General features: G+C 34.1%; 19 protein-coding genes. 15 read left to right on the top strand and 4 right to left on the bottom strand.

The features are described from left to right. Window positions 1-59: 59 nt before the first annotated feature. The 12 genes from gcvH (at window position 60) to CXF59_RS10595 (ending at window position 9,219) form a co-directional block, all read left to right on the top strand. Window positions 60-440 carry a glycine cleavage system protein GcvH gene (gene gcvH, locus CXF59_RS10650; protein ID WP_101138524.1) on the top strand — a complete coding sequence of 127 codons (381 nt, stop codon included), beginning with the start codon at window positions 60-62 and terminating at the stop codon, window positions 438-440. Next, complete coding sequence (locus CXF59_RS10645) at window positions 433-816, top strand: VanZ family protein (RefSeq protein WP_101137766.1); 384 nt, start codon at window positions 433-435, stop codon at window positions 814-816. The genes gcvH and CXF59_RS10645 overlap by 8 nt, the downstream gene beginning before the upstream one ends. A 243-nt stretch (window positions 817-1,059) precedes the next feature. Beyond that, a complete protein-coding gene (gene deoC, locus CXF59_RS10640) occupies window positions 1,060-1,803 on the top strand; it encodes a deoxyribose-phosphate aldolase (RefSeq protein ID WP_101137765.1) in 744 nt (247 codons plus the stop codon). After that, entirely contained in the window at window positions 1,775-3,940 is a 2,166-nt protein-coding gene (locus CXF59_RS10635; RefSeq protein ID WP_232758824.1) for a gliding motility protein RemB, read from the top strand. The genes deoC and CXF59_RS10635 overlap by 29 nt, the downstream gene beginning before the upstream one ends. Before the next feature lie 176 nt (window positions 3,941-4,116). Continuing rightward, on the top strand, window positions 4,117-5,019 hold the full coding sequence (cyoE, locus tag CXF59_RS10630; protein ID WP_198554711.1) for a heme o synthase: 903 nt from the start codon (window positions 4,117-4,119) through the stop codon (window positions 5,017-5,019). A gap of 2 nt (window positions 5,020-5,021) precedes the next feature. Beyond that, window positions 5,022-5,609, top strand: a complete 588-nt coding sequence (locus CXF59_RS10625; RefSeq protein WP_101137763.1) for a cytochrome c oxidase subunit 3 — start codon at window positions 5,022-5,024, stop codon at window positions 5,607-5,609. 42 nt (window positions 5,610-5,651) lie between these two features. Then, on the top strand, window positions 5,652-6,629 hold the full coding sequence (locus CXF59_RS10620; protein ID WP_101137762.1) for a cytochrome c oxidase subunit 3: 978 nt from the start codon (window positions 5,652-5,654) through the stop codon (window positions 6,627-6,629). An 18-nt stretch (window positions 6,630-6,647) separates the two neighbouring features. After that, the gene (locus CXF59_RS10615; RefSeq protein WP_101137761.1) at window positions 6,648-7,004 is read left to right on the top strand and encodes a cytochrome C oxidase subunit IV family protein; all 357 of its coding nucleotides are present in this window, start codon (window positions 6,648-6,650) and stop codon (window positions 7,002-7,004) included. Between the two features lie 77 nt (window positions 7,005-7,081). Beyond that, window positions 7,082-7,723, top strand: a complete 642-nt coding sequence (locus tag CXF59_RS10610) for a hypothetical protein (RefSeq protein WP_101137760.1) — start codon at window positions 7,082-7,084, stop codon at window positions 7,721-7,723. Window positions 7,724-7,734: 11 nt separating this feature from the next. Next, window positions 7,735-8,421 carry an SCO family protein gene (locus CXF59_RS10605; protein WP_101137759.1) on the top strand — a complete coding sequence of 229 codons (687 nt, stop codon included), beginning with the start codon at window positions 7,735-7,737 and terminating at the stop codon, window positions 8,419-8,421. Window positions 8,422-8,426: 5 nt separating this feature from the next. Then, a complete protein-coding gene (locus tag CXF59_RS10600; protein ID WP_101137758.1) occupies window positions 8,427-8,969 on the top strand; it encodes a DUF420 domain-containing protein in 543 nt (180 codons plus the stop codon). Window positions 8,970-8,991: 22 nt separating this feature from the next. Further along, the gene (locus CXF59_RS10595) at window positions 8,992-9,219 is read left to right on the top strand and encodes a hypothetical protein (RefSeq protein WP_369828556.1); all 228 of its coding nucleotides are present in this window, start codon (window positions 8,992-8,994) and stop codon (window positions 9,217-9,219) included. A 12-nt stretch (window positions 9,220-9,231) separates the two neighbouring features. On the opposite strand, the gene CXF59_RS10590 is transcribed toward CXF59_RS10595, so the two are convergent. After that, window positions 9,232-10,641, bottom strand: coding sequence for a DUF4403 family protein (locus tag CXF59_RS10590; protein ID WP_101137756.1), 1,410 nt, complete (start codon window positions 10,639-10,641; stop codon window positions 9,232-9,234). A gap of 197 nt (window positions 10,642-10,838) precedes the next feature. Here CXF59_RS10590 and CXF59_RS10585 point away from each other — a divergent pair, with 197 nt between their 5' ends. From CXF59_RS10585 to tsaB, 3 genes are read left to right on the top strand one after another with little or no spacing between them, the layout of a single operon-like run. Next, window positions 10,839-12,209, top strand: coding sequence for a TolC family protein (locus CXF59_RS10585; protein ID WP_101137755.1), 1,371 nt, complete (start codon window positions 10,839-10,841; stop codon window positions 12,207-12,209). Between the two features lie 6 nt (window positions 12,210-12,215). Beyond that, a complete protein-coding gene (locus tag CXF59_RS10580; protein ID WP_101137754.1) occupies window positions 12,216-13,517 on the top strand; it encodes an efflux RND transporter periplasmic adaptor subunit in 1,302 nt (433 codons plus the stop codon). 58 nt (window positions 13,518-13,575) lie between these two features. Further along, a complete protein-coding gene (gene tsaB / locus CXF59_RS10575) occupies window positions 13,576-14,250 on the top strand; it encodes a tRNA (adenosine(37)-N6)-threonylcarbamoyltransferase complex dimerization subunit type 1 TsaB (RefSeq protein WP_101137753.1) in 675 nt (224 codons plus the stop codon). 3 nt (window positions 14,251-14,253) lie between these two features. Here the strand turns inward: tsaB and CXF59_RS10570 are convergent, their stop codons facing one another. The 3 genes from CXF59_RS10570 to CXF59_RS10560 all read right to left on the bottom strand — a co-directional run bounded on the left by CXF59_RS10570 (window position 14,254) and on the right by CXF59_RS10560 (window position 17,034). Continuing rightward, window positions 14,254-15,081 (bottom strand): mechanosensitive ion channel family protein, encoded by an 828-nt coding sequence (locus CXF59_RS10570; RefSeq protein WP_101137752.1) that lies wholly within the window; start codon window positions 15,079-15,081, stop codon window positions 14,254-14,256. 724 nt (window positions 15,082-15,805) lie between these two features. Continuing rightward, the gene (locus CXF59_RS10565) at window positions 15,806-16,006 is read right to left on the bottom strand and encodes a dodecin family protein (protein ID WP_101137751.1); all 201 of its coding nucleotides are present in this window, start codon (window positions 16,004-16,006) and stop codon (window positions 15,806-15,808) included. Between the two features lie 128 nt (window positions 16,007-16,134). Continuing rightward, window positions 16,135-17,034 (bottom strand): NifU family protein, encoded by a 900-nt coding sequence (locus CXF59_RS10560; protein ID WP_101137750.1) that lies wholly within the window; start codon window positions 17,032-17,034, stop codon window positions 16,135-16,137. Between the last annotated feature and the right edge of the window lie 132 nt (window positions 17,035-17,166).

Raw genomic sequence — 17,166 nt, 5'->3', positions numbered from 1 at the left:
GAAGATTGTTACATTTGCGGAACAATAATTCAATTATCAATTATCAATACGTATTTATTATGAATATACCGGCAAATTTAAAGTATACTAAAGATCACGAATGGGTTAGTTTAGAAGGTGATGTTGCAACTGTAGGAATCACGCATTTTGCTCAAAAAGAATTAGGAGATATCGTTTATGTTGAAGTGGAAACTTTAGACCAAACTTTGGAAAAAGATGAGGTTTTTGGTACTGTGGAGGCTGTTAAAACAGTATCTGATTTGTTTTTGCCATTAGCTGGAGAAATTGTAGAATTCAATGATGCTTTAGAAAGTACTCCTGAAGCTGTAAACGCTGATCCTTATGGTGCTGGTTGGATGATAAAAATTAAAGTTTCTAATGTTGCGGATTACGATTCTTTGCTTTCAAGTGATGCATACAAAGAACTTATAGGTGCTTAAACAAATAGTCTTTTGGATTGCACTACTTTGGACAGGTGTGGTTCTTTTTCTGAGCTTAGTTCAAGCGGACAAGATTCCAGCAGTAAATATTCAAAATCTAGATAAAGTGGTTCATGCTTTTTTTCATTTTGTATTCACATCGCTTTGGATTTTGTTTTTTAAAACACAGATAAAAGATCCTGATAGTTATAAGCCTTATGTTATTTCTTTTTTGTTTTCTGTCCTTTTTGGAATTACAGTGGAAATGTTGCAAGGGCAATATACCACAACCAGAAAAGAGGATGCATTGGATGTATTGGCAAATTTGGTAGGAGCGACTTTAGCGGTCTTTTCATTTATTTTATATTTTAAAAATAAGCGCTTAAATAAAATTTAATAGAAATAGTAATCCCACCTCGGTGGGATTTTTTGTTTTAAAGCAGTAATTCTTTTTGTTTTATAATTTAATTTTCATCAGATTTGATTAGTTTTATTCTATCTCTATTTTGGAGGTCTAAAATTCAGATTCATAGTTGCAGATTTTGCTTTCAAAAGGAACTGTTTCTGTAAAATTAATGCTAATTTAATATGTATTTTTGTAACTTATAAAGCTATCATTTATAGGTAAACTACTAGAATAATGAACATCAATAAATATTTAGATTCGACGTATTTGAAAACTGCAAATCAGGTAGGACTTGATGAGGAGGGCAATGCTAAAGTGGTCAAAGGGTTTGTTCAAGAGGCCATCGATGAGCATTTTCAACTGATTATGATTCGCCCTAATATGGTTTCATTAGCCAGGCAAATGATTACGGATGCGGGTTCTGATTTGGAAATTGGCACTGTTGTAGATTTTCCGGAAGGGAAGTCAACTATTGATGATAAATTAGTCGAAGCTAAAAAAGCAATTCACGACGGAGCGGATGACTTGGATTTTGTTTGCAATTATGAGGCTTTTAAAAAGGGTGATATAGATTTAGTTAAAGAAGAGATTTTGAAAGGAACTCAAATTGGTATCGAAAACAATAAAGTTGTAAAATGGATTATTGAGGTTGCTGCTCTAAATGACAAACAAATTATACAATTGACGTCTTTGATAAAAAATGTTGTGATTTCAAATTTCAAGGAAGAGAGTTTTGCTTCTGTATTTGTGAAATCTTCAACTGGGTTTTATAAGACTGAAAATAATTTACCCAATGGAGCGACAATTCCGTCGATTATTTTGATGTTAGAAAATGCTACGCCACTTCTCGTGAAAGCTGCTGGAGGTGTTAGGACTTATGAGGAGGCGGTCGAAATGATTAACTTAGGAGTGAAGCGAATAGGTACTTCTGGGGCAAAAGCAATTGCGAATGGAGAAAATACAAACATTGGATACTAATTTTACAATCAAAATCAATATGAAAAAGGCTTCGTTCGCTTTATTTTTATCATTTTTTTCTTTTTTTATGTATTCGCAAGATCGAGACTTATTGGAGTTAAGTCGTTCTCCTGAGCGTTTTCCTGTTTTCTCGCGTTGTGAAAATATGGAGAATAAGGAGTTGGAAAGTTGTTTTTATAATGAAGTTCAAGATTTTGTTTTTCAAAATTTCGTCGTGCCTGAAGACCTAGTTGAAAACAATTTCAAAGGAAATGTAAAAGTCCTTTTTGAGGTAGATGCAAATGGTGTTTTCAAAGTAATCTACGTAAATGCAATTGATGAGGAGTTATTAAAAGAAGCGAAAAGGGTATTTGCCAAATTCCCTAAAATCACTCCATCGACGTATAACGGTAGGTCAGTCTATTCGAAATATAATATCACCATTTCAATTCCATTGAAAAGCGCTGAAGCAAGAGGCTTCGAGACATTGGCTCGTGCCGAAATAATACAAAGCAACACAAGACAGCTAACGGAATTAGATAGTATTATTTATAAGAAATACAATAACCCGGAGTATGATAGCCATTTAAATATTCCTTTTTCTCATAGTTATTATGCGCAATTTGATGGGGCGTTAAATCGTGTAGGGAGCAATAATCACACGGCCTCAAAACCGTACACTTACGCTGAAGTGTCAAAGTATTATGATATTAAAGCGGCAAATGAAAAACTTAAAAAAAACGTTTCTGGTTGGTGGGCCAGAAAATTATGGAATGAAAATACAGTTGAAATTCAGGGAGACGGCTATTGGTTGTCATTAAACCCAATATTAGATTTACAAGTTGGTAAAGCTTCTCACAGCGACGTAGCCTATACGTATGTCAATACCCGCGCAATTAATTTTAGAGGTGGTCTTGGAGATAAACTTAATTTTACGACAACTGTCTTTGAAAGTCAGGGACGTTTTGCAGATTATTTTAATAGGTATGCCGAATCGATAAAACCGGCAGGTGGTAATCCGGCAATTATTCCTGGAATAGGAATTGCTAAAGATTTTAAAACTGGTTCCTATGATTTTCCTTTGGCGGAAGCTAATCTAACATTCTCAGCAAGCAAGCATATTGATTTACAATTGGGGTATGGAAGGAATTTTATTGGTGATGGGTATCGCTCGTTGATGGAAAGCGATGGTGCTAGCCCATATCCTTATTTTAAAATAAACACTAATTTTTGGAAAATAAAATATACGAATACTTACATGTGGCTAAAAGACGTTCGTCCGGAAGTTACTCTGGAGAGAACTTATGCGACAAAGTTTATGGCAAACCACTATTTGAGTTGGAATATATCAAACAGACTTAATCTTGGTTTCTTTGAGTCGGTTATTTGGACAAATACAAATGACAGGGGTTTTGATGCCAGTTTCGTCAATCCTATTATATTTTATAGATCAGTTGAGTTTGCATCTTCAGCAAGAACAGGTAATGCGCTATTGGGCCTGACCTATAAGTATAAATGGAGCGATCAAATTAATGTGTATGGTCAATTTCTCTTAGACGAATTTTCTCTGGGAGATATTAAAAGCGGAGATAATAGTTGGAAAAATAAATATGGGTACCAGTTAGGTGTCAAATACTATAACGCATTCCATGTTGATAATTTATTGTTACAGTTAGAATATAATCATGTGCGCCCCTATATGTATTCTCATAGTATGCCCATCACAAATTACGGACACAATAATCAAAGCATCGGACACCAATGGGGTGGGAACTTCAAAGAGTTTATTGCGATAGCCCGTTACCATAAAGGAAGGTATTTTGCTGATGCAAAAATCACCGCGGGTACCCGTGGATTGGATTTTGACACTCCTGATGATCGCTTTAATTATGGTGGGAATATTTATAAAGATTATGATGAAAACCGACCATTTGACAGTGGGGTTAAAGTGGGGCAGGGGAATAAAATATCTCTTTTTATAGCAGATATTCAAGGAGGATATTTAGTAAATCCAACCACTAATTTGAAAATTTTCGGGAGTTATATTTATCGGAGTTTTGATCCTACAAAGAGTACGGCAACTACATTCAATGAGAGTACCAGTTGGTTCGCATTGGGACTGCGCGCAGACGTTTTTAATTGGTATTTTGATTACTAATAATGTTTTTATGATAACTGTATTTTAAATTCAAAATATAATTGCTTTTTTCGTGAATAATAGACGGTGTCTTTTTTATGTGAAGATTACTTTAAAAAAATCTAAATTCTTCATTCCGATTTCTATCAGTAAGTTGTACCTTTGCGACAGTTTTAAGAAGCCTAATGAAAACCGCATTGAATAGTACGTCAAATACATTTTCCATTAAATCCATTTTTTTGGATTTTAAAGAAATCACGAAAGCGGGATTGGCTCTAAGTGTTCTGTTTTCCTCTATTGCGGGGTATTTTCTTGGTTTTAGTAGTGAACAGCCTTTTCAGTGGACTGTATTGATAATGCTTGCCATCGGAGGATATTGTATGGTAGGTGCTTCAAATGCATTTAATCAGGTAATTGAAAAAGATTTAGATGCTTTGATGGACAGAACTAAAAATCGTCCTGTTCCTTCAGGAAGAATGTCTACTCTTTCAGCTTTAGTTATTGCAAGCACACTTACAATAATAGGTCTTACATTACTATATATGATCAATCCTAAAACAGCAATGTTTGGTGCGATTTCTATATTTTTATATACAAGTGTTTATACGCCGTTAAAGACGATGACGTCTTTATCTGTTTTTGTTGGGGCTTTTCCTGGAGCTATTCCGTTTATGTTAGGATGGGTAGCAGCGACAGGCGACTTCGGGATAGAAGCAGGGACGTTATTCTTAATTCAGTTTTTTTGGCAATTCCCTCATTTTTGGGCAATTGGTTGGTTATTGTATGAAGATTACGAAAAGGCAGGGTTTTTTATGTTGCCAACAGGTAAAAAGGATAAGGGTACTGCTTTGCAGGTTATTCTATATACGGTATGGCTCGTTATAGCGTCATTGTTGCCTTCTTTAGGGTTTACAGGTAAATTGTTTATATCCCCTATGGCTGCAGTAATAATTTTTTTGTTGGGTGCTTGGATGTTGTTTTACGCAGTGAAACTTTATAAGTTAAGAACCGCAAAAGCAGCTAAAACGTTGATGCTAGTTAGTGTTGCGTATATTACTTTGTTACAGTTAGTGTATATAATTGATAAATTTTTGAGATAGTTATGGAAGTTACAATGACAAGAGACGAATATAAATCAAGAACGGCAAGATCATATAAATTGATATTGTTGTTTTCCATGGTCAGCATGACTATGATGTTTGCGGGGCTTACTAGTGCATTTGTGGTAAGTAAATCAAGAGTGGATTGGTTGAAAGATTTTGAACTGCCAGCTGCTTTTTATTTCAGTACCATCGTGATAATGGGTTGCAGTGTAACATTTCATCTGGCTAAAAAGGCTATTCAAAAAGACAATAAAAATGCGACTACTACATTTCTTTTCGCTACTTTAGCATTGGGTATATTATTTGTGATTTTACAGTTTGTAGGCTTTGATCAGATAGTGAAGCAGGGCTACTATTTTACAGGAAGTGAGAGTTCGATCACAACTACGTTTCTTTACGTCGTAGCTGTTGTGCACTTAATTCACCTTGCTGGGGGTGTAATTTCATTGCTGATTATAATTTATAATCATTTTAAACAAAAATACAATTCGAGTCAAACTCTTGGAATAGAACTAGGTGCAATGTATTGGCACTTTCTCGATTTCTTGTGGATTTATTTATTTGTATTTTTATATTTCTTTAAATAAGAAAAAAACGTAAATTTGGGAACTTTTTAACGAATAACTTTTATGGGATCGACAGTTACTGCTGGGAATAGCGAAGAAAAAACTTGGGGAGGCGGAAATGAGCCAATGGGAGCAAGTTATGGTAAATTAATGATGTGGTTTTTTATCGTGTCAGATGCCTTAACGTTCTGTGGATTTTTAGCTGCTTATGGGTTTTCTAGATTTAAATTTATTGAGACGTGGCCACTTGCCGATGAGGTGTTTACTCACTTTCCATTTATGCATGGTGTATCTGCGCCGATGTATTATGTTGCATTAATGACTTTTATTTTAATTTTTTCATCTGTAACAATGGTCTTGGCCGTTGATGCGGGTCATCAAATGAAAAAAGATAAGGTTGTGCTTTATATGTTTTTAACTATCGTTGGTGGGGGGATCTTTGTAGGTTCACAAGCTTGGGAATGGAAAAATTTCATTAAAGGCGAGTATGGCGCTATTGAAACAAAAGGAGGTAGTTTACTTCAGTTTGTTGATAAGGAAGGTCATCGTGTGGCTCTAGCAGATTTTGCTGCAAATTTGCATGAAGAAAGAGAACAGTTGACTCCAGATAAAGCAAAGTGGTTTATGGGCGAAGGTTCTTTACCTAGTTTTTCTGTGGCCGAAGTTCAAGCGGGGTTTAAATCGCATCCAAATATATTAATCCGAACTGAGGTTTTAACTGCTGAAAAGCAAAAAACAGTCCTTTCAAGAAAAGAATCTGAATTACGATTGAGTGATGCTCGTTATGTTGTAGAAGGAGCTAATCTTAAAAGAAATGAATACGGTAGTAAGTTGTTTGCGGATTTCTTTTTCTTTATCACAGGGTTTCACGGATTTCACGTTCTTTCGGGTGTAATTATAAATATCATTATCTTCTTCAACGTTCTTGTTGGCACGTATGAGAAAAGAGGAAGTTACGAAATGGTCGAGAAAGTGGGATTGTATTGGCACTTTGTCGATTTAGTTTGGGTATTTGTTTTTACAGTTTTCTATCTAGTTTAATTTTCAAAAGTTTTTATTATGTCACACGAACACGAATATGTATCAAATACCAGTAAAATCTGGAAAGTTTTTGGAATATTATCTCTAGTTACTATCATAGAAGTAATTTTAGGTATTCTAAAACCTGAATCACTGCACTTCACTAATTTTATGGGGATGAATTTGCTTAATTGGATATTCTATGCTCTAACAGTTTATAAGGCATATTACATTGTTTACTCATTTATGCACATGGAGGGCGAAAAAACGGCTCTTAGGTATGCAGTTGTATTGCCGGTTATATTTTTAGTTTTATATTTATTATTCATTTTATTGACTGAAGGTAATTATATCTATGGGGTTTTTAAAAATTCGACGATTAAATGGAATTTTTAACAATATATTAATTCACAAAAAGGTGCGCTTTGCGTGCCTTTTTTTATTTTTGCACTTTAAATAGTATTTTAAGTATAATGAAAAAAAATATAGTTCTTTTCGTGCTTTTTGTTTTACCAATAGTAGCATATCTTTTTTTTGCTACTGGAGTAAATGGTTTTACAAAGTTGCCTGTAATTACCCCTAAGGTGAATGACTTTGGAGATTGGAAGTCTTTAGATGGGAAAAAAGTCACTTTAAATAATAAAATTACTGTTTTAGGTTTTGGTGGTTCGGATATATTGGAAAACCGTGGTAATCTTTTTAACCTTAATCAAAAAATCTACCAACGTTATCATACTTTTAAGGACGTTCAATTTGTGATGATTTGTCCTTTGGGTACAGAAAATGATGTTAAAAGTATCATGGACGCTCTAGACGAATTTACAGATTTGGCACAATGGAGTTTTGTGTTTGCTACACCGCAACAGATTAATTCCTACCACGCTCAATTGAAATTAGTTGGAAAACTAGATACTAATTCTGGTACTCCTGATGTGTACATTCTTGACAAAGAGAGAAACCTCAGGGGGAGAAAGAAGGTAAAAGATTATAAGGAGGGATATAGTACTTTTAGTCCTGCCGAATTAAGTAATGAGATGTTAGATGATTTTAAAGTTATTCTTTATGAATATCGAGCGGCACTTAAGAAAAATCATAATGCTACAAAGCAGCTATAAATTGACGTTATATGTTTAAAAATAAATCATACATTGGAATTTCTTTTATTATTTTGGTTTTTGGAATATATGCTTTGCCAAAAATAATATCTCGAATACAGAACAATGAAGTTGTAAAGGGAGATCGTTTGGACAACGTAGTAAACACTAACATAGGGGATGATAAGCTGACTAAAATAGGACCGGCGCCAAAATTTGAATTGGTAAATCAAGATAATTTGAAGATTACAAATGAAACTTATATTGGAAAAGTATATGTTTTAGAGTTTTTCTTCACTACTTGTCCTTCCATTTGTCCAAAAATGAATCAAAGCATGTTGTTGATTGAGAAGAAATTTTTTGGGAATCCAAACTTTGGAATTGTATCGATAACTATTGATCCCAAACATGACACTTCCAAGGTTTTGAAAGAACACGTTGAATTTTTGGGTGTTAGGTCATCAAATTGGAACTTTTTGACGGGTGATCGTGATTATATTTACGAGTTGGCTAATAAGGGTTTTAATCTTTATGCAGGAGAGAACAGCAAAGTAAATGGAGGTTTCGAACATTCTGGTTTATTCGCTTTGATTGATAAAAAGGGAAATATCCGCTGCAGAAAAGATGATTTTGGGAACCCTATTTTGTATTATGACGGTTTAGATAAAAAAGGAGTTAGAGATATTCAACAAGATATTAATGTTTTATTAGAAGAGTAAATACGATGAATGAACAAAGTTTAGAGCAGAAATATAATAGATGGATTATAGCGGTATCTATCATAATACCGGTTGCAGTTGCTTTCCTTTTTGGAGTAAAGCTAAAAGATTTTGGTTACAATGTGGAACCTCTTTCGTTTTTACCTGCTATTTATGCTACTACAAATGGTATTACAGCTGTTTTATTAATTGCTGCTGTTATTGCAATTAAGAACGGTAAGAGAAGACTCCACCAAACGTTGATGACTAGTGCTATTGCCCTGTCTGTTGCTTTTCTTGTAATGTATGTTGCTTATCATATGACTGCTGATTCGACCAAGTTTGGTGGAGAAGGCGTTATAAAGTATGTATATTATTTTATATTATTCACGCACATCGTTTTATCGATAATAATTATTCCATTGGTTCTTGTAACCTATGTTCGTGCCTGGGCTCAAGTGTTTGATAAGCATAAAAAAATAGCCCGCATTACTTTTCCAATCTGGTTGTATGTGGCTGTTACTGGTGTTGTCGTTTATTTAATGATTTCTCCTTATTATGTTAGATAATATAAAGCTAGATAAAAGAGTTATGCAAAAGAGAATTACAATTTTATTTTTTATTCTGGCTTTCTTTTTCTCTCTAAATGTGGGAGCGCAATGTGCTATGTGTAGAGCAGCATTAGGAGGTGAGAGTAATAGTGTTCAAGCGCAGGCAGTGAACGACGGTATCGTTTACCTGATGGCAGTTCCTTACGTGTTAGTCGCTGGAATCGGTTATGCCGTGTATCGCATGAGAAAAAACAATAAAACAAACTAAGGCAGCTCAATCTTAATTTAATCCATTAATAGAAATATCAATCTCTCCGTTTACTTTAATGAAAGCGATAATGGCATTGTTTGTTAATTGAACTTTTTGGAACTGTATGTCTTCCATCTTTCCATTTACAAAAACACCCTTCATAGGGGAGTAATTTTTTAGGTAACCCATCATTGTCTTTTTGCCTTCATCTAAATTAGTTTGTATTGAATAACGACAATTCTCTTTGATTTTTCGGAGCACTAACCCTTGAGCGAGCCAGTTGGCAGTTCGCATTAATTTATTTTTAGTGTCTAAAACATAATCTAATTCGTCAAAATATATTTCTTTGGACTTAGCACTGTATTGGGGAAAACCAGATAAATATATTTTACCGTTTACAGATCCCGATAAATCTAAAGCAATAACCATTTTACCGTTTTTGTGCCAAATCGCGACATCCTGTACTTTTACTTTTTTGCCCGCTGACTCAAACTCTTGTCCGGCGAAATTTTTCTTAATTATCTTAGAAGCATCATTGTAGGTTGAAACGGCAACGATATTTGCTGTAATCTGATTTGGAATCTTAGTTACAGGTTTCAAAATGATTTTATTCAAGTCAAATTTGGATTCGGGTTGTTGACCTATCAGTGTTTCTATATTGCATTTCATGCCCATTTGTAGTGAAAATTGATCCTTCTTTAGTTTCGAGGTAGTAGTATAGATTTCTAAGGGAACGATTCTTAACCAACTTTCATAATCCTCATTCATTTTTAAAGGCACGCAGATTTTTTCTAAGGCGGTCAACACCTTCGGTTTAAAGTCCATTGATTTCCCCACAGCTTCATCAATTTTTCGTTCTATTTTTAATTTGAATAGTTTTAGCGCTGGATTTATTAGGTAGGTAACTGGAATGTTTTTTCCAAAAATAGTTGCGGTCGGACTTTCATTCCATTCTAAAGAGCTCAGTTCGGTTTTGCTGTTTAATTTCCAATTAGTCAAACTGACATCACTTGTTAATTTCACTACTCCGTTAAGGTTAAACTCCTGATTTCTGTAGAATTCGGTTCCTAATGTTTTTGTTCCTATTCTGTATTTCACTAAAACTTTGAGGGGTAAAGTGGTGTTAATTCTATCCCCTAATTTTTCATTGGTGTTTTCGATAACGATTGGAGCCAGTTTCCATACCCGTATTTCGATATCGTCATCCTCAATGTTATCGTCTTCGTAGATTAATCCATTTAAAAGTGCGTTAGTTTGGTTCTCGATGTCTTTTAGTTTTACGGTAATTGGTAAAGTGATGAAGGAAGGTGTGTTTTCGTAAACCAAGGGGCTGGCGTCGTCTGGTTCTGGTTTTAAGGAGGTTATTTTTTGAGATGGAGAGCAGCTAGAAAAAAGCATGAAGGTAAACGCAAAAAGTAGGAATGAAGCAGGTTTTGACATTTGTTCTGATTTGAGGCTACAAAATTAGTGAAACAAATATATTTTTTTGTTTTTTTGTAACAAAAGCATATTTTAAATGTCTAATTAATTTTACATGATAGGCTAAATCCGTTTGCATTTTGTATTTTTATTCAAAATTATGGAAAAGGAAAAGTTAGTTTTGTGTAGCCCTTTCATTACAATCTATTTAAAAAATTATGTCAAATAAAATTTATTTTAGTCTATTTCTATTATTACTGTATAGTTTGTCTTCCAATGCTCAATCTAAAAAGTGGACATTAAGAGAGTGTGTAAATTATGCGATAGAAAATAATATATCGGTTAAGCAAACTGAGCTAGATATTAAAACTTCTACCATTGATAAAAGGGGAGCAGTAGGTAATTTTCTTCCGTCATTAAATGCTAATGCATCTCATTCGTGGAATATTGGTTTAAACCAAGATATAACAACGGGGCTTTTGCAAAATCAAACGAACCAGTTTACTTCAGCCGGAGCTAATGTAGGAATTGATATTTACAAAGGCTTGCAAAATCAAAACACACTTAGAAGAGCAAATCTTTCTATAGTGGCTGCTAAATATCAATTGTTGAAAATGCAAGAGGATATTGCGCTTAATGTTGCTAATGCTTTTTTGCAAGTACTTTTTAATAAGGAAAATTTAAAGGTTCAAACAGTGCAAATGAGTATTAATGAAAAGCAGTTAGTTCGTTCTCAGGAATTAGTTAACGCTGGGACAATACCTAAGGGCGATTTGTTAGATGTTAAAGCTACTTTGGCTTCCGATAATCAAAAAGTGATTACTGCTGAGAATTCTTTGTTGATTTCTAAGCTAAGTTTAGCGCAATTATTACAATTGGATAGTTTTCAGGATTTTGACATTGTGGATGATACGGAGGCAAAAGATGAAAATAGTATCTTGTTGCAAACTCCAACAGCAATTTACGATAAAGCGAAAGGGCAAAGAACAGAGTTGAAAATAGCTCAGACTAATCTGGAAATAGCCGAAAAAAATGTGGCAATCGCAAAAGGGGCTTTTCAACCGACCTTACGGGGGTTCTACAACTTCAATACCAGGATTTCTTATGCTGATATTGCTTTGCGAGATAATACCGGAAATGTAATTGGAACTTATTCGGCTCCTCCGTTTTTCACACAATTCAGTGATAATAAAGGACAATCGTTTGGGGCACAACTATCGATTCCTATTTTTAATGGGTTCTCAGTCAGAAATAATGTAGAGCGTTCAAAAGTGAGTTTGGAAAAATCTAAAATTGCAGTAGAACAACAAGACTTGGATTTGCAAAGAAATGTTTATGTAGCATTTACTGATGCTAAAGGGGCGTTAAATGCTCATGAATCATCTATAACGGCTTTAAAATCTAGACAGGAAGCTTACAATTATGCAAAAGAAAAATTTGATGTTGGCTTGATGAATTCTTTCGATTTAAACCAGTCTCAAACCTTACTGTCCAATGCACAATCTGACGTGCTTAGGACTAAATACGATTATATCTTCAAAATCAAAATATTAGAATTCTATTTTGGAATTCCTATCATTAAAAATTAATACATTATGTCAAAGAAATCAATTTATCTCTTAATAGGCGGTGCCGTTGTTGTTATTGCTTTATTAATTATACTTTCAAAAACAGGAGTTATTGGAAATAAAGATGAAGGTAAGGAAGTTGAAACAGCTGTAGTTAATGCTACAACTATAATTGAAACTGTATCTGCTACCGGTAAAATTCAACCCGAAATTGAAGTGAAGATTTCATCGGAGGTTTCCGGGGAAATTATATCATTGTCTGTTGTAGAGGGGCAAGTGGTTAAAAAAGGAGATTTGTTGGTTAAGATAAATCCAGATTTATATACCTCAAGTTTAAATAGAACAATTGCAGGTTTATCAGGTTCAAAAGCAGGATTGTCTCAAGCTGAAGCTCAGTTTAGAGAAGCTAAAGCCAGTTATGAAAGAAATAAAACATTATTTCAAAAAGGTATTATTTCTAAATCAGACTGGGATAAATCAATTGCCTCTTTTGAAGTGGCAAAAGCTACGAAAGAGTCCGCTTATTTTAGTGTAAAAAGTGCTTCAGCGTCTGTAAATGAGGCGCGAGATAATTTAGGGAGAACCGTTATCTATGCTCCTGCAGATGGGACTATTTCGATGCTTAATGTAGAGTTAGGTGAAAGAGTATTGGGGACGCAGCAAATGACAGGGACTGAGATTTTGAGAGTTGCGAACTTGAACAACATGGAAGTTGAAGTAGATGTAAATGAAAATGATATCGTAAAAATAAAAGTAGGAGATGCCGCTAAGGTTGAAGTCGATGCTTATTTGAAAAAACAATTTAAAGGTATAGTGACCAGTATTTCTAATTCGGCCAGTTCCTCTTTAACAGCAGATCAAGTAACTAATTTTAAAGTGAAAGTAAGAATAGTTAAAGAGTCATATCTGGATTTATTGGAAGGGAAACCTGCTGCTTATTCTCCTTTTAGACCGGGGATGACTGCGACGGTTGATATTATCACTAAAACAAAGAAGAATGTATTGGCAGTACCAATAAGTTCTGTAGTCATAAAATCGGATACATCGGCGGTTAGTGATGTAAAAGTACTGGAGGAGCCTTCGGATGATCAAAAGGAAGCGCCTAAAAGCGACAAGAAATTCGAATGTGTTTTTGTGAAAGTGGGAGGTAAAGCTAAAATACGCGTTATCAAAACCGGAATTCAAGATGATACAAATATCGAAGTGAAGAGTGGTCTTAAAAAAGGAGATGTTGTAATTACAGGTCCGTATACAACTGTTTCTAAAGAATTGAATTCGGGTGATATGGTATTTGTCAAATCAGAAAACGATAAAGAAAAAAGCAAGTAGTTTTATTTTAGAGTTGTACTTTTGTGATTAAATAATTTGGATTTTAAATAGATAAGTATTGACCTATATTCTTAACATCGAAACTTCAACTAAAAATTGTTCGGTAACAATTGCTAAAAATGGAGTAACTGTTATCTGTAATGAAATCGCAGAAGAGGGATACTCTCATGCAGAACGATTGCATGTGTTTATTGAAGCAATTTTAAAAGAAGCGGGAATCGCATATAAGGATTTATCTGCTATTGCGGTAAGCCAGGGTCCTGGATCTTATACTGGTCTTCGTATCGGTGTTTCGGCCGCTAAAGGTCTTTGCTATGCTTTAGGCATCCCTTTAATAGCCGTAGATACTTTGCAAATATTGGCGGCTCAGGCGTCTGTTTTCGACGGATTAATCATTCCGATGATTGATGCCAGAAGAATGGAAGTGTATAGCGCGATATTTACACCGGAATTAAAAAACAAAAGGGAGACTCGTGCTGAAATTATTACTGAAAATTCATTTGAGGAGTTAGAGGGGGCCGTTTATTTTGTTGGGGATTGCGCTGAGAAGGGGCAAACTGTTTTAACAAAAGAAAATTTCACTTTCCTGGAAGAAATTAAATACCCTTCCGCAAACGAAATGAGCGCGCTTAGTTTCGAAAAGTATAAAAAAAGCGACACTGTTGATGTCGCTTATTTTGAACCGTTTTACCTGAAAGATTTTATGGTGACCACTTCAAAAAAGCAAGTATAGCAGTTAATTTGCAATTGTGGACATTTCTTTTACATAAGGCTGTATAACTATTCCTGCCGCATCAAAAGCTGTTTTGCAATTTTCTAAAGTTTCAGTGAAAACAGAACCAAAATCTTCCTTGGTTGCCCACGGGCGCACTGCCATTTCAATAGCGCTATCGGTCAGGTTTTTTACAAAAACTTCTGGTTGTGGTGTTTTAAGTACCTTAGGGTTGTCGTTTAAAATTGACAGAATCAAATCTTTCGCTTTTTTAATATCCGAATCATAAGATATTGCAAAGGTTAAATCGGCTCTTCTGAATTTTTCCAGAGAATAATTAGTGATGTTACCGTTAGACAAAATTCCGTTTGGAATAAATACTGTTTGGTTATTCGGCGTAATCAATTTGGTTACAAAAATTTGAATTTCACTAACTGTAGCAAAAACACCCTGGGCTTCGATGGTATGTCCTACTTTAAATGGTTTAAAAACAATGATTAGCATCCCGCCTGCAAAATTAGAAAGCGAACCTTGAAGCGACAAGCCTATTGCCAGTCCCATTGCACCAAGTAGTGCTACAAAAGAGGAAGTCTCTATTCCTAATTTTGATATGAATGTCACAAATAATAATACTCTTAAAACCCAAAGTAGAATATCACTTAAAAAGTTAGTCAGAGTAGGGTCTAATTCTCTCTTGATCATTACTTTTTTGATTAGCCTATTTATGATTCGTATAGCATAAAGGCCTACAAATAATATTAGAAATGCAGAAATCAGTTTTGGCGAGTATTCAACAAAAATTTTCACGAAGTTACTGGCGTAATCAGTAACATATTTTGGGTCTAAATACATTTTTAAGGTAATAAAAAACCCGCTCGGAAGAGAAGGTTTAAGTTTATGTTTCAAAAATACGGATTATTATTAAAAAACTAATCAGCTTTTTTTCAATTCTATATCTGAATTCTTTAGAAGGGCTTTCGTTGTTTAAAGACTGCTTATTTTCCGTTGTATTAATGCGCTATTCTTTAGTTTCTTCAATTACGGCTTCTGTATTTTTTAAAGCTTCTGCTATACTTTTCCTTGCCGTTTTAACTATGTTTAGTAGGGTTTCAACTGCGTCGTCGGAATATTCACCAACTACTTCTTTTGTATGGTGTGTATCATCATTAACTTAATCAAGAATTGGAGCCGCGGCTTCTGTAGTTTTTTCTATTAATTTATTTATAAAGGCATCCGCTTACTGTATATAGGCGCTGCGTTTTCTTTGGTGTGTTCCAATGTTTATTCCGCTTTATCAGCCAATATATTTGTGATTTCTTTGGCAGGGGCAATTAATTTTTTTTTAAAACAATTTACTTCAATAACTCTTATTGTTAGATTAGACTAAAGCAGGAATCATCTTTTTAATCGAAAATATAAAAAATAAGTAACAATTTACAGATAAAGAGTGCCTTAAGTTAAGTGTTTGATAAATATACAGAGGGTGTCGCATGTGTGCAGTGCGTTCTAAAAAAAAAATAGGATAGATAAAAAAAGCGTCTCTGACGAAACGCTTAATTTACTTTTTCAATTTGAACTATTCAAGTTCAAATGTCACTTTTACAGTAGTTCTGTATTCGGAAATTTTACCTTCAGATATAGCTGCACTTTGATCTTTAATATAAACCGACTTCACGTTCTTCAATGATTTTGAGGCTTTAGTAATCGCTTTTTGTGCCGCATCTTCCCAACTAATAGTTGAACTGGCGAGTAATTCAATAACTTTTAATACTGACATAATTTCTATTTTTTAAGTTGAACTTAAATTTAGCAATTATTTTCGAAATAACACATTAAAAAACGCATTAATATCGTGTGAGTTGAACGTTGTCAGTATGTTGTGTTATTGTGTTACACTTTCGTTATTTATGCGTTTACCGCTTCCACTTGTATTTTTTCATCGTTCAACATGCTTTTTAACATATTTTCAATACCGGATTTTAGCGTAAACGTTGAAGACGGACAACCACTGCAAGCTCCTTGAAGTATTACTTTTACAATTTTATCTTGTTCGTTATAGGAATCAAAAACAATATTTCCGCCATCAGCTGCAACAGCAGGTTTTACATATTCTTCCAATATATTGATGATTTGCTGTGATGTGACATCTAGATTGTCAAATTCTTGTGTTTTGTTATTTTCTTGTTTGTCAGCAGCGACAATCATGGTTTCATCAAGGACTATGCCTCCGTTTTCAATGAATTGTTTAATGAAACTTCTTATTTCTAATGTTATTTCTTCCCAGTTGTTGACTTCGTATTTGGTAACAGAAATATAGTTTTCATCAATGAAAACTTCTTTTACATAAGAAAACTTGAACAATTCTTTTGCTAAAGGAGAGGCGGCAGTGTCATCGATGTTCTTAAATTCTATTGCGTTTTTAGTCAACATTCGGCTTACAACAAATTTTAGTGCAGCCGGGTTTGGAGTTGTTTCTCCGTAGACTGTTACAGGCTGTTTTTTTGTTTTGTTTTCTTCAATTGTTATGATTGTCCCTCCATTGTCAACAAAAGTATTTATTTGTTCTGCTACGGCGTCTTTAACATCTTCCCATTCTACAATGTTATATTTTTCTATAGCGATGAAATTTCCCGAGATATAAATCGTTTTTACAAAGGGTAAGTAAAATAGTTGCTGAGCAAGAGGAGATGATTTTGCCTCGTCTATGTTTTTGAATTCAAAGCTTTCATTTTGAGTAATAAAATCTTCAAATTCAAATTTAAGTATAGTTGGATTTTGTGTTTCTTTTATGGTAACTTTTGTCATGATATTTATAAATTTCTACAAATTTACTAAAGTTATTTTCTACGATTAACTATATTTGATTTAATAATGATTAAATTAACTTAATTTTAGTTTTTGAGGTTAGTTTCGTTTAGTTTTCAAGGTCATTAATGT

Origin of the sequence: Flavobacterium sp. ALD4 (genome assembly GCF_002836475.1) — a bacterium.
Taxonomy (GTDB): Bacteria; Bacteroidota; Bacteroidia; order Flavobacteriales; family Flavobacteriaceae; genus Flavobacterium.
This window is presented reverse-complemented; position numbering and strand designations above follow the sequence as displayed.

Excerpts from the sequence above, each read along its gene's own strand:
- gcvH (WP_101138524.1), top strand. The coding sequence starts at position 60 with ATGAATATACCGGCAAATTTAAAGTATACTAAAGATCACGAATGGGTT.
- deoC (WP_101137765.1), top strand. The coding sequence starts at position 1,060 with ATGAACATCAATAAATATTTAGATTCGACGTATTTGAAAACTGCAAAT.
- CXF59_RS10635 (WP_232758824.1), top strand. The coding sequence starts at position 1,775 with ATGGAGAAAATACAAACATTGGATACTAATTTTACAATCAAAATCAAT.
- CXF59_RS10625 (WP_101137763.1), top strand. The coding sequence starts at position 5,022 with ATGGAAGTTACAATGACAAGAGACGAATATAAATCAAGAACGGCAAGA.
- CXF59_RS10620 (WP_101137762.1), top strand. The coding sequence starts at position 5,652 with ATGGGATCGACAGTTACTGCTGGGAATAGCGAAGAAAAAACTTGGGGA.
- CXF59_RS10615 (WP_101137761.1), top strand. The coding sequence starts at position 6,648 with ATGTCACACGAACACGAATATGTATCAAATACCAGTAAAATCTGGAAA.
- CXF59_RS10610 (WP_101137760.1), top strand. The coding sequence starts at position 7,082 with ATGAAAAAAAATATAGTTCTTTTCGTGCTTTTTGTTTTACCAATAGTA.
- CXF59_RS10605 (WP_101137759.1), top strand. The coding sequence starts at position 7,735 with ATGTTTAAAAATAAATCATACATTGGAATTTCTTTTATTATTTTGGTT.
- CXF59_RS10600 (WP_101137758.1), top strand. The coding sequence starts at position 8,427 with ATGAATGAACAAAGTTTAGAGCAGAAATATAATAGATGGATTATAGCG.
- CXF59_RS10595 (WP_369828556.1), top strand. The coding sequence starts at position 8,992 with ATGCAAAAGAGAATTACAATTTTATTTTTTATTCTGGCTTTCTTTTTC.
- CXF59_RS10590 (WP_101137756.1), bottom strand. The coding sequence starts at position 10,641 with ATGTCAAAACCTGCTTCATTCCTACTTTTTGCGTTTACCTTCATGCTT.
- CXF59_RS10585 (WP_101137755.1), top strand. The coding sequence starts at position 10,839 with ATGTCAAATAAAATTTATTTTAGTCTATTTCTATTATTACTGTATAGT.
- CXF59_RS10580 (WP_101137754.1), top strand. The coding sequence starts at position 12,216 with ATGTCAAAGAAATCAATTTATCTCTTAATAGGCGGTGCCGTTGTTGTT.
- CXF59_RS10570 (WP_101137752.1), bottom strand. The coding sequence starts at position 15,081 with ATGTATTTAGACCCAAAATATGTTACTGATTACGCCAGTAACTTCGTG.
- CXF59_RS10565 (WP_101137751.1), bottom strand. The coding sequence starts at position 16,006 with ATGTCAGTATTAAAAGTTATTGAATTACTCGCCAGTTCAACTATTAGT.
- CXF59_RS10560 (WP_101137750.1), bottom strand. The coding sequence starts at position 17,034 with ATGACAAAAGTTACCATAAAAGAAACACAAAATCCAACTATACTTAAA.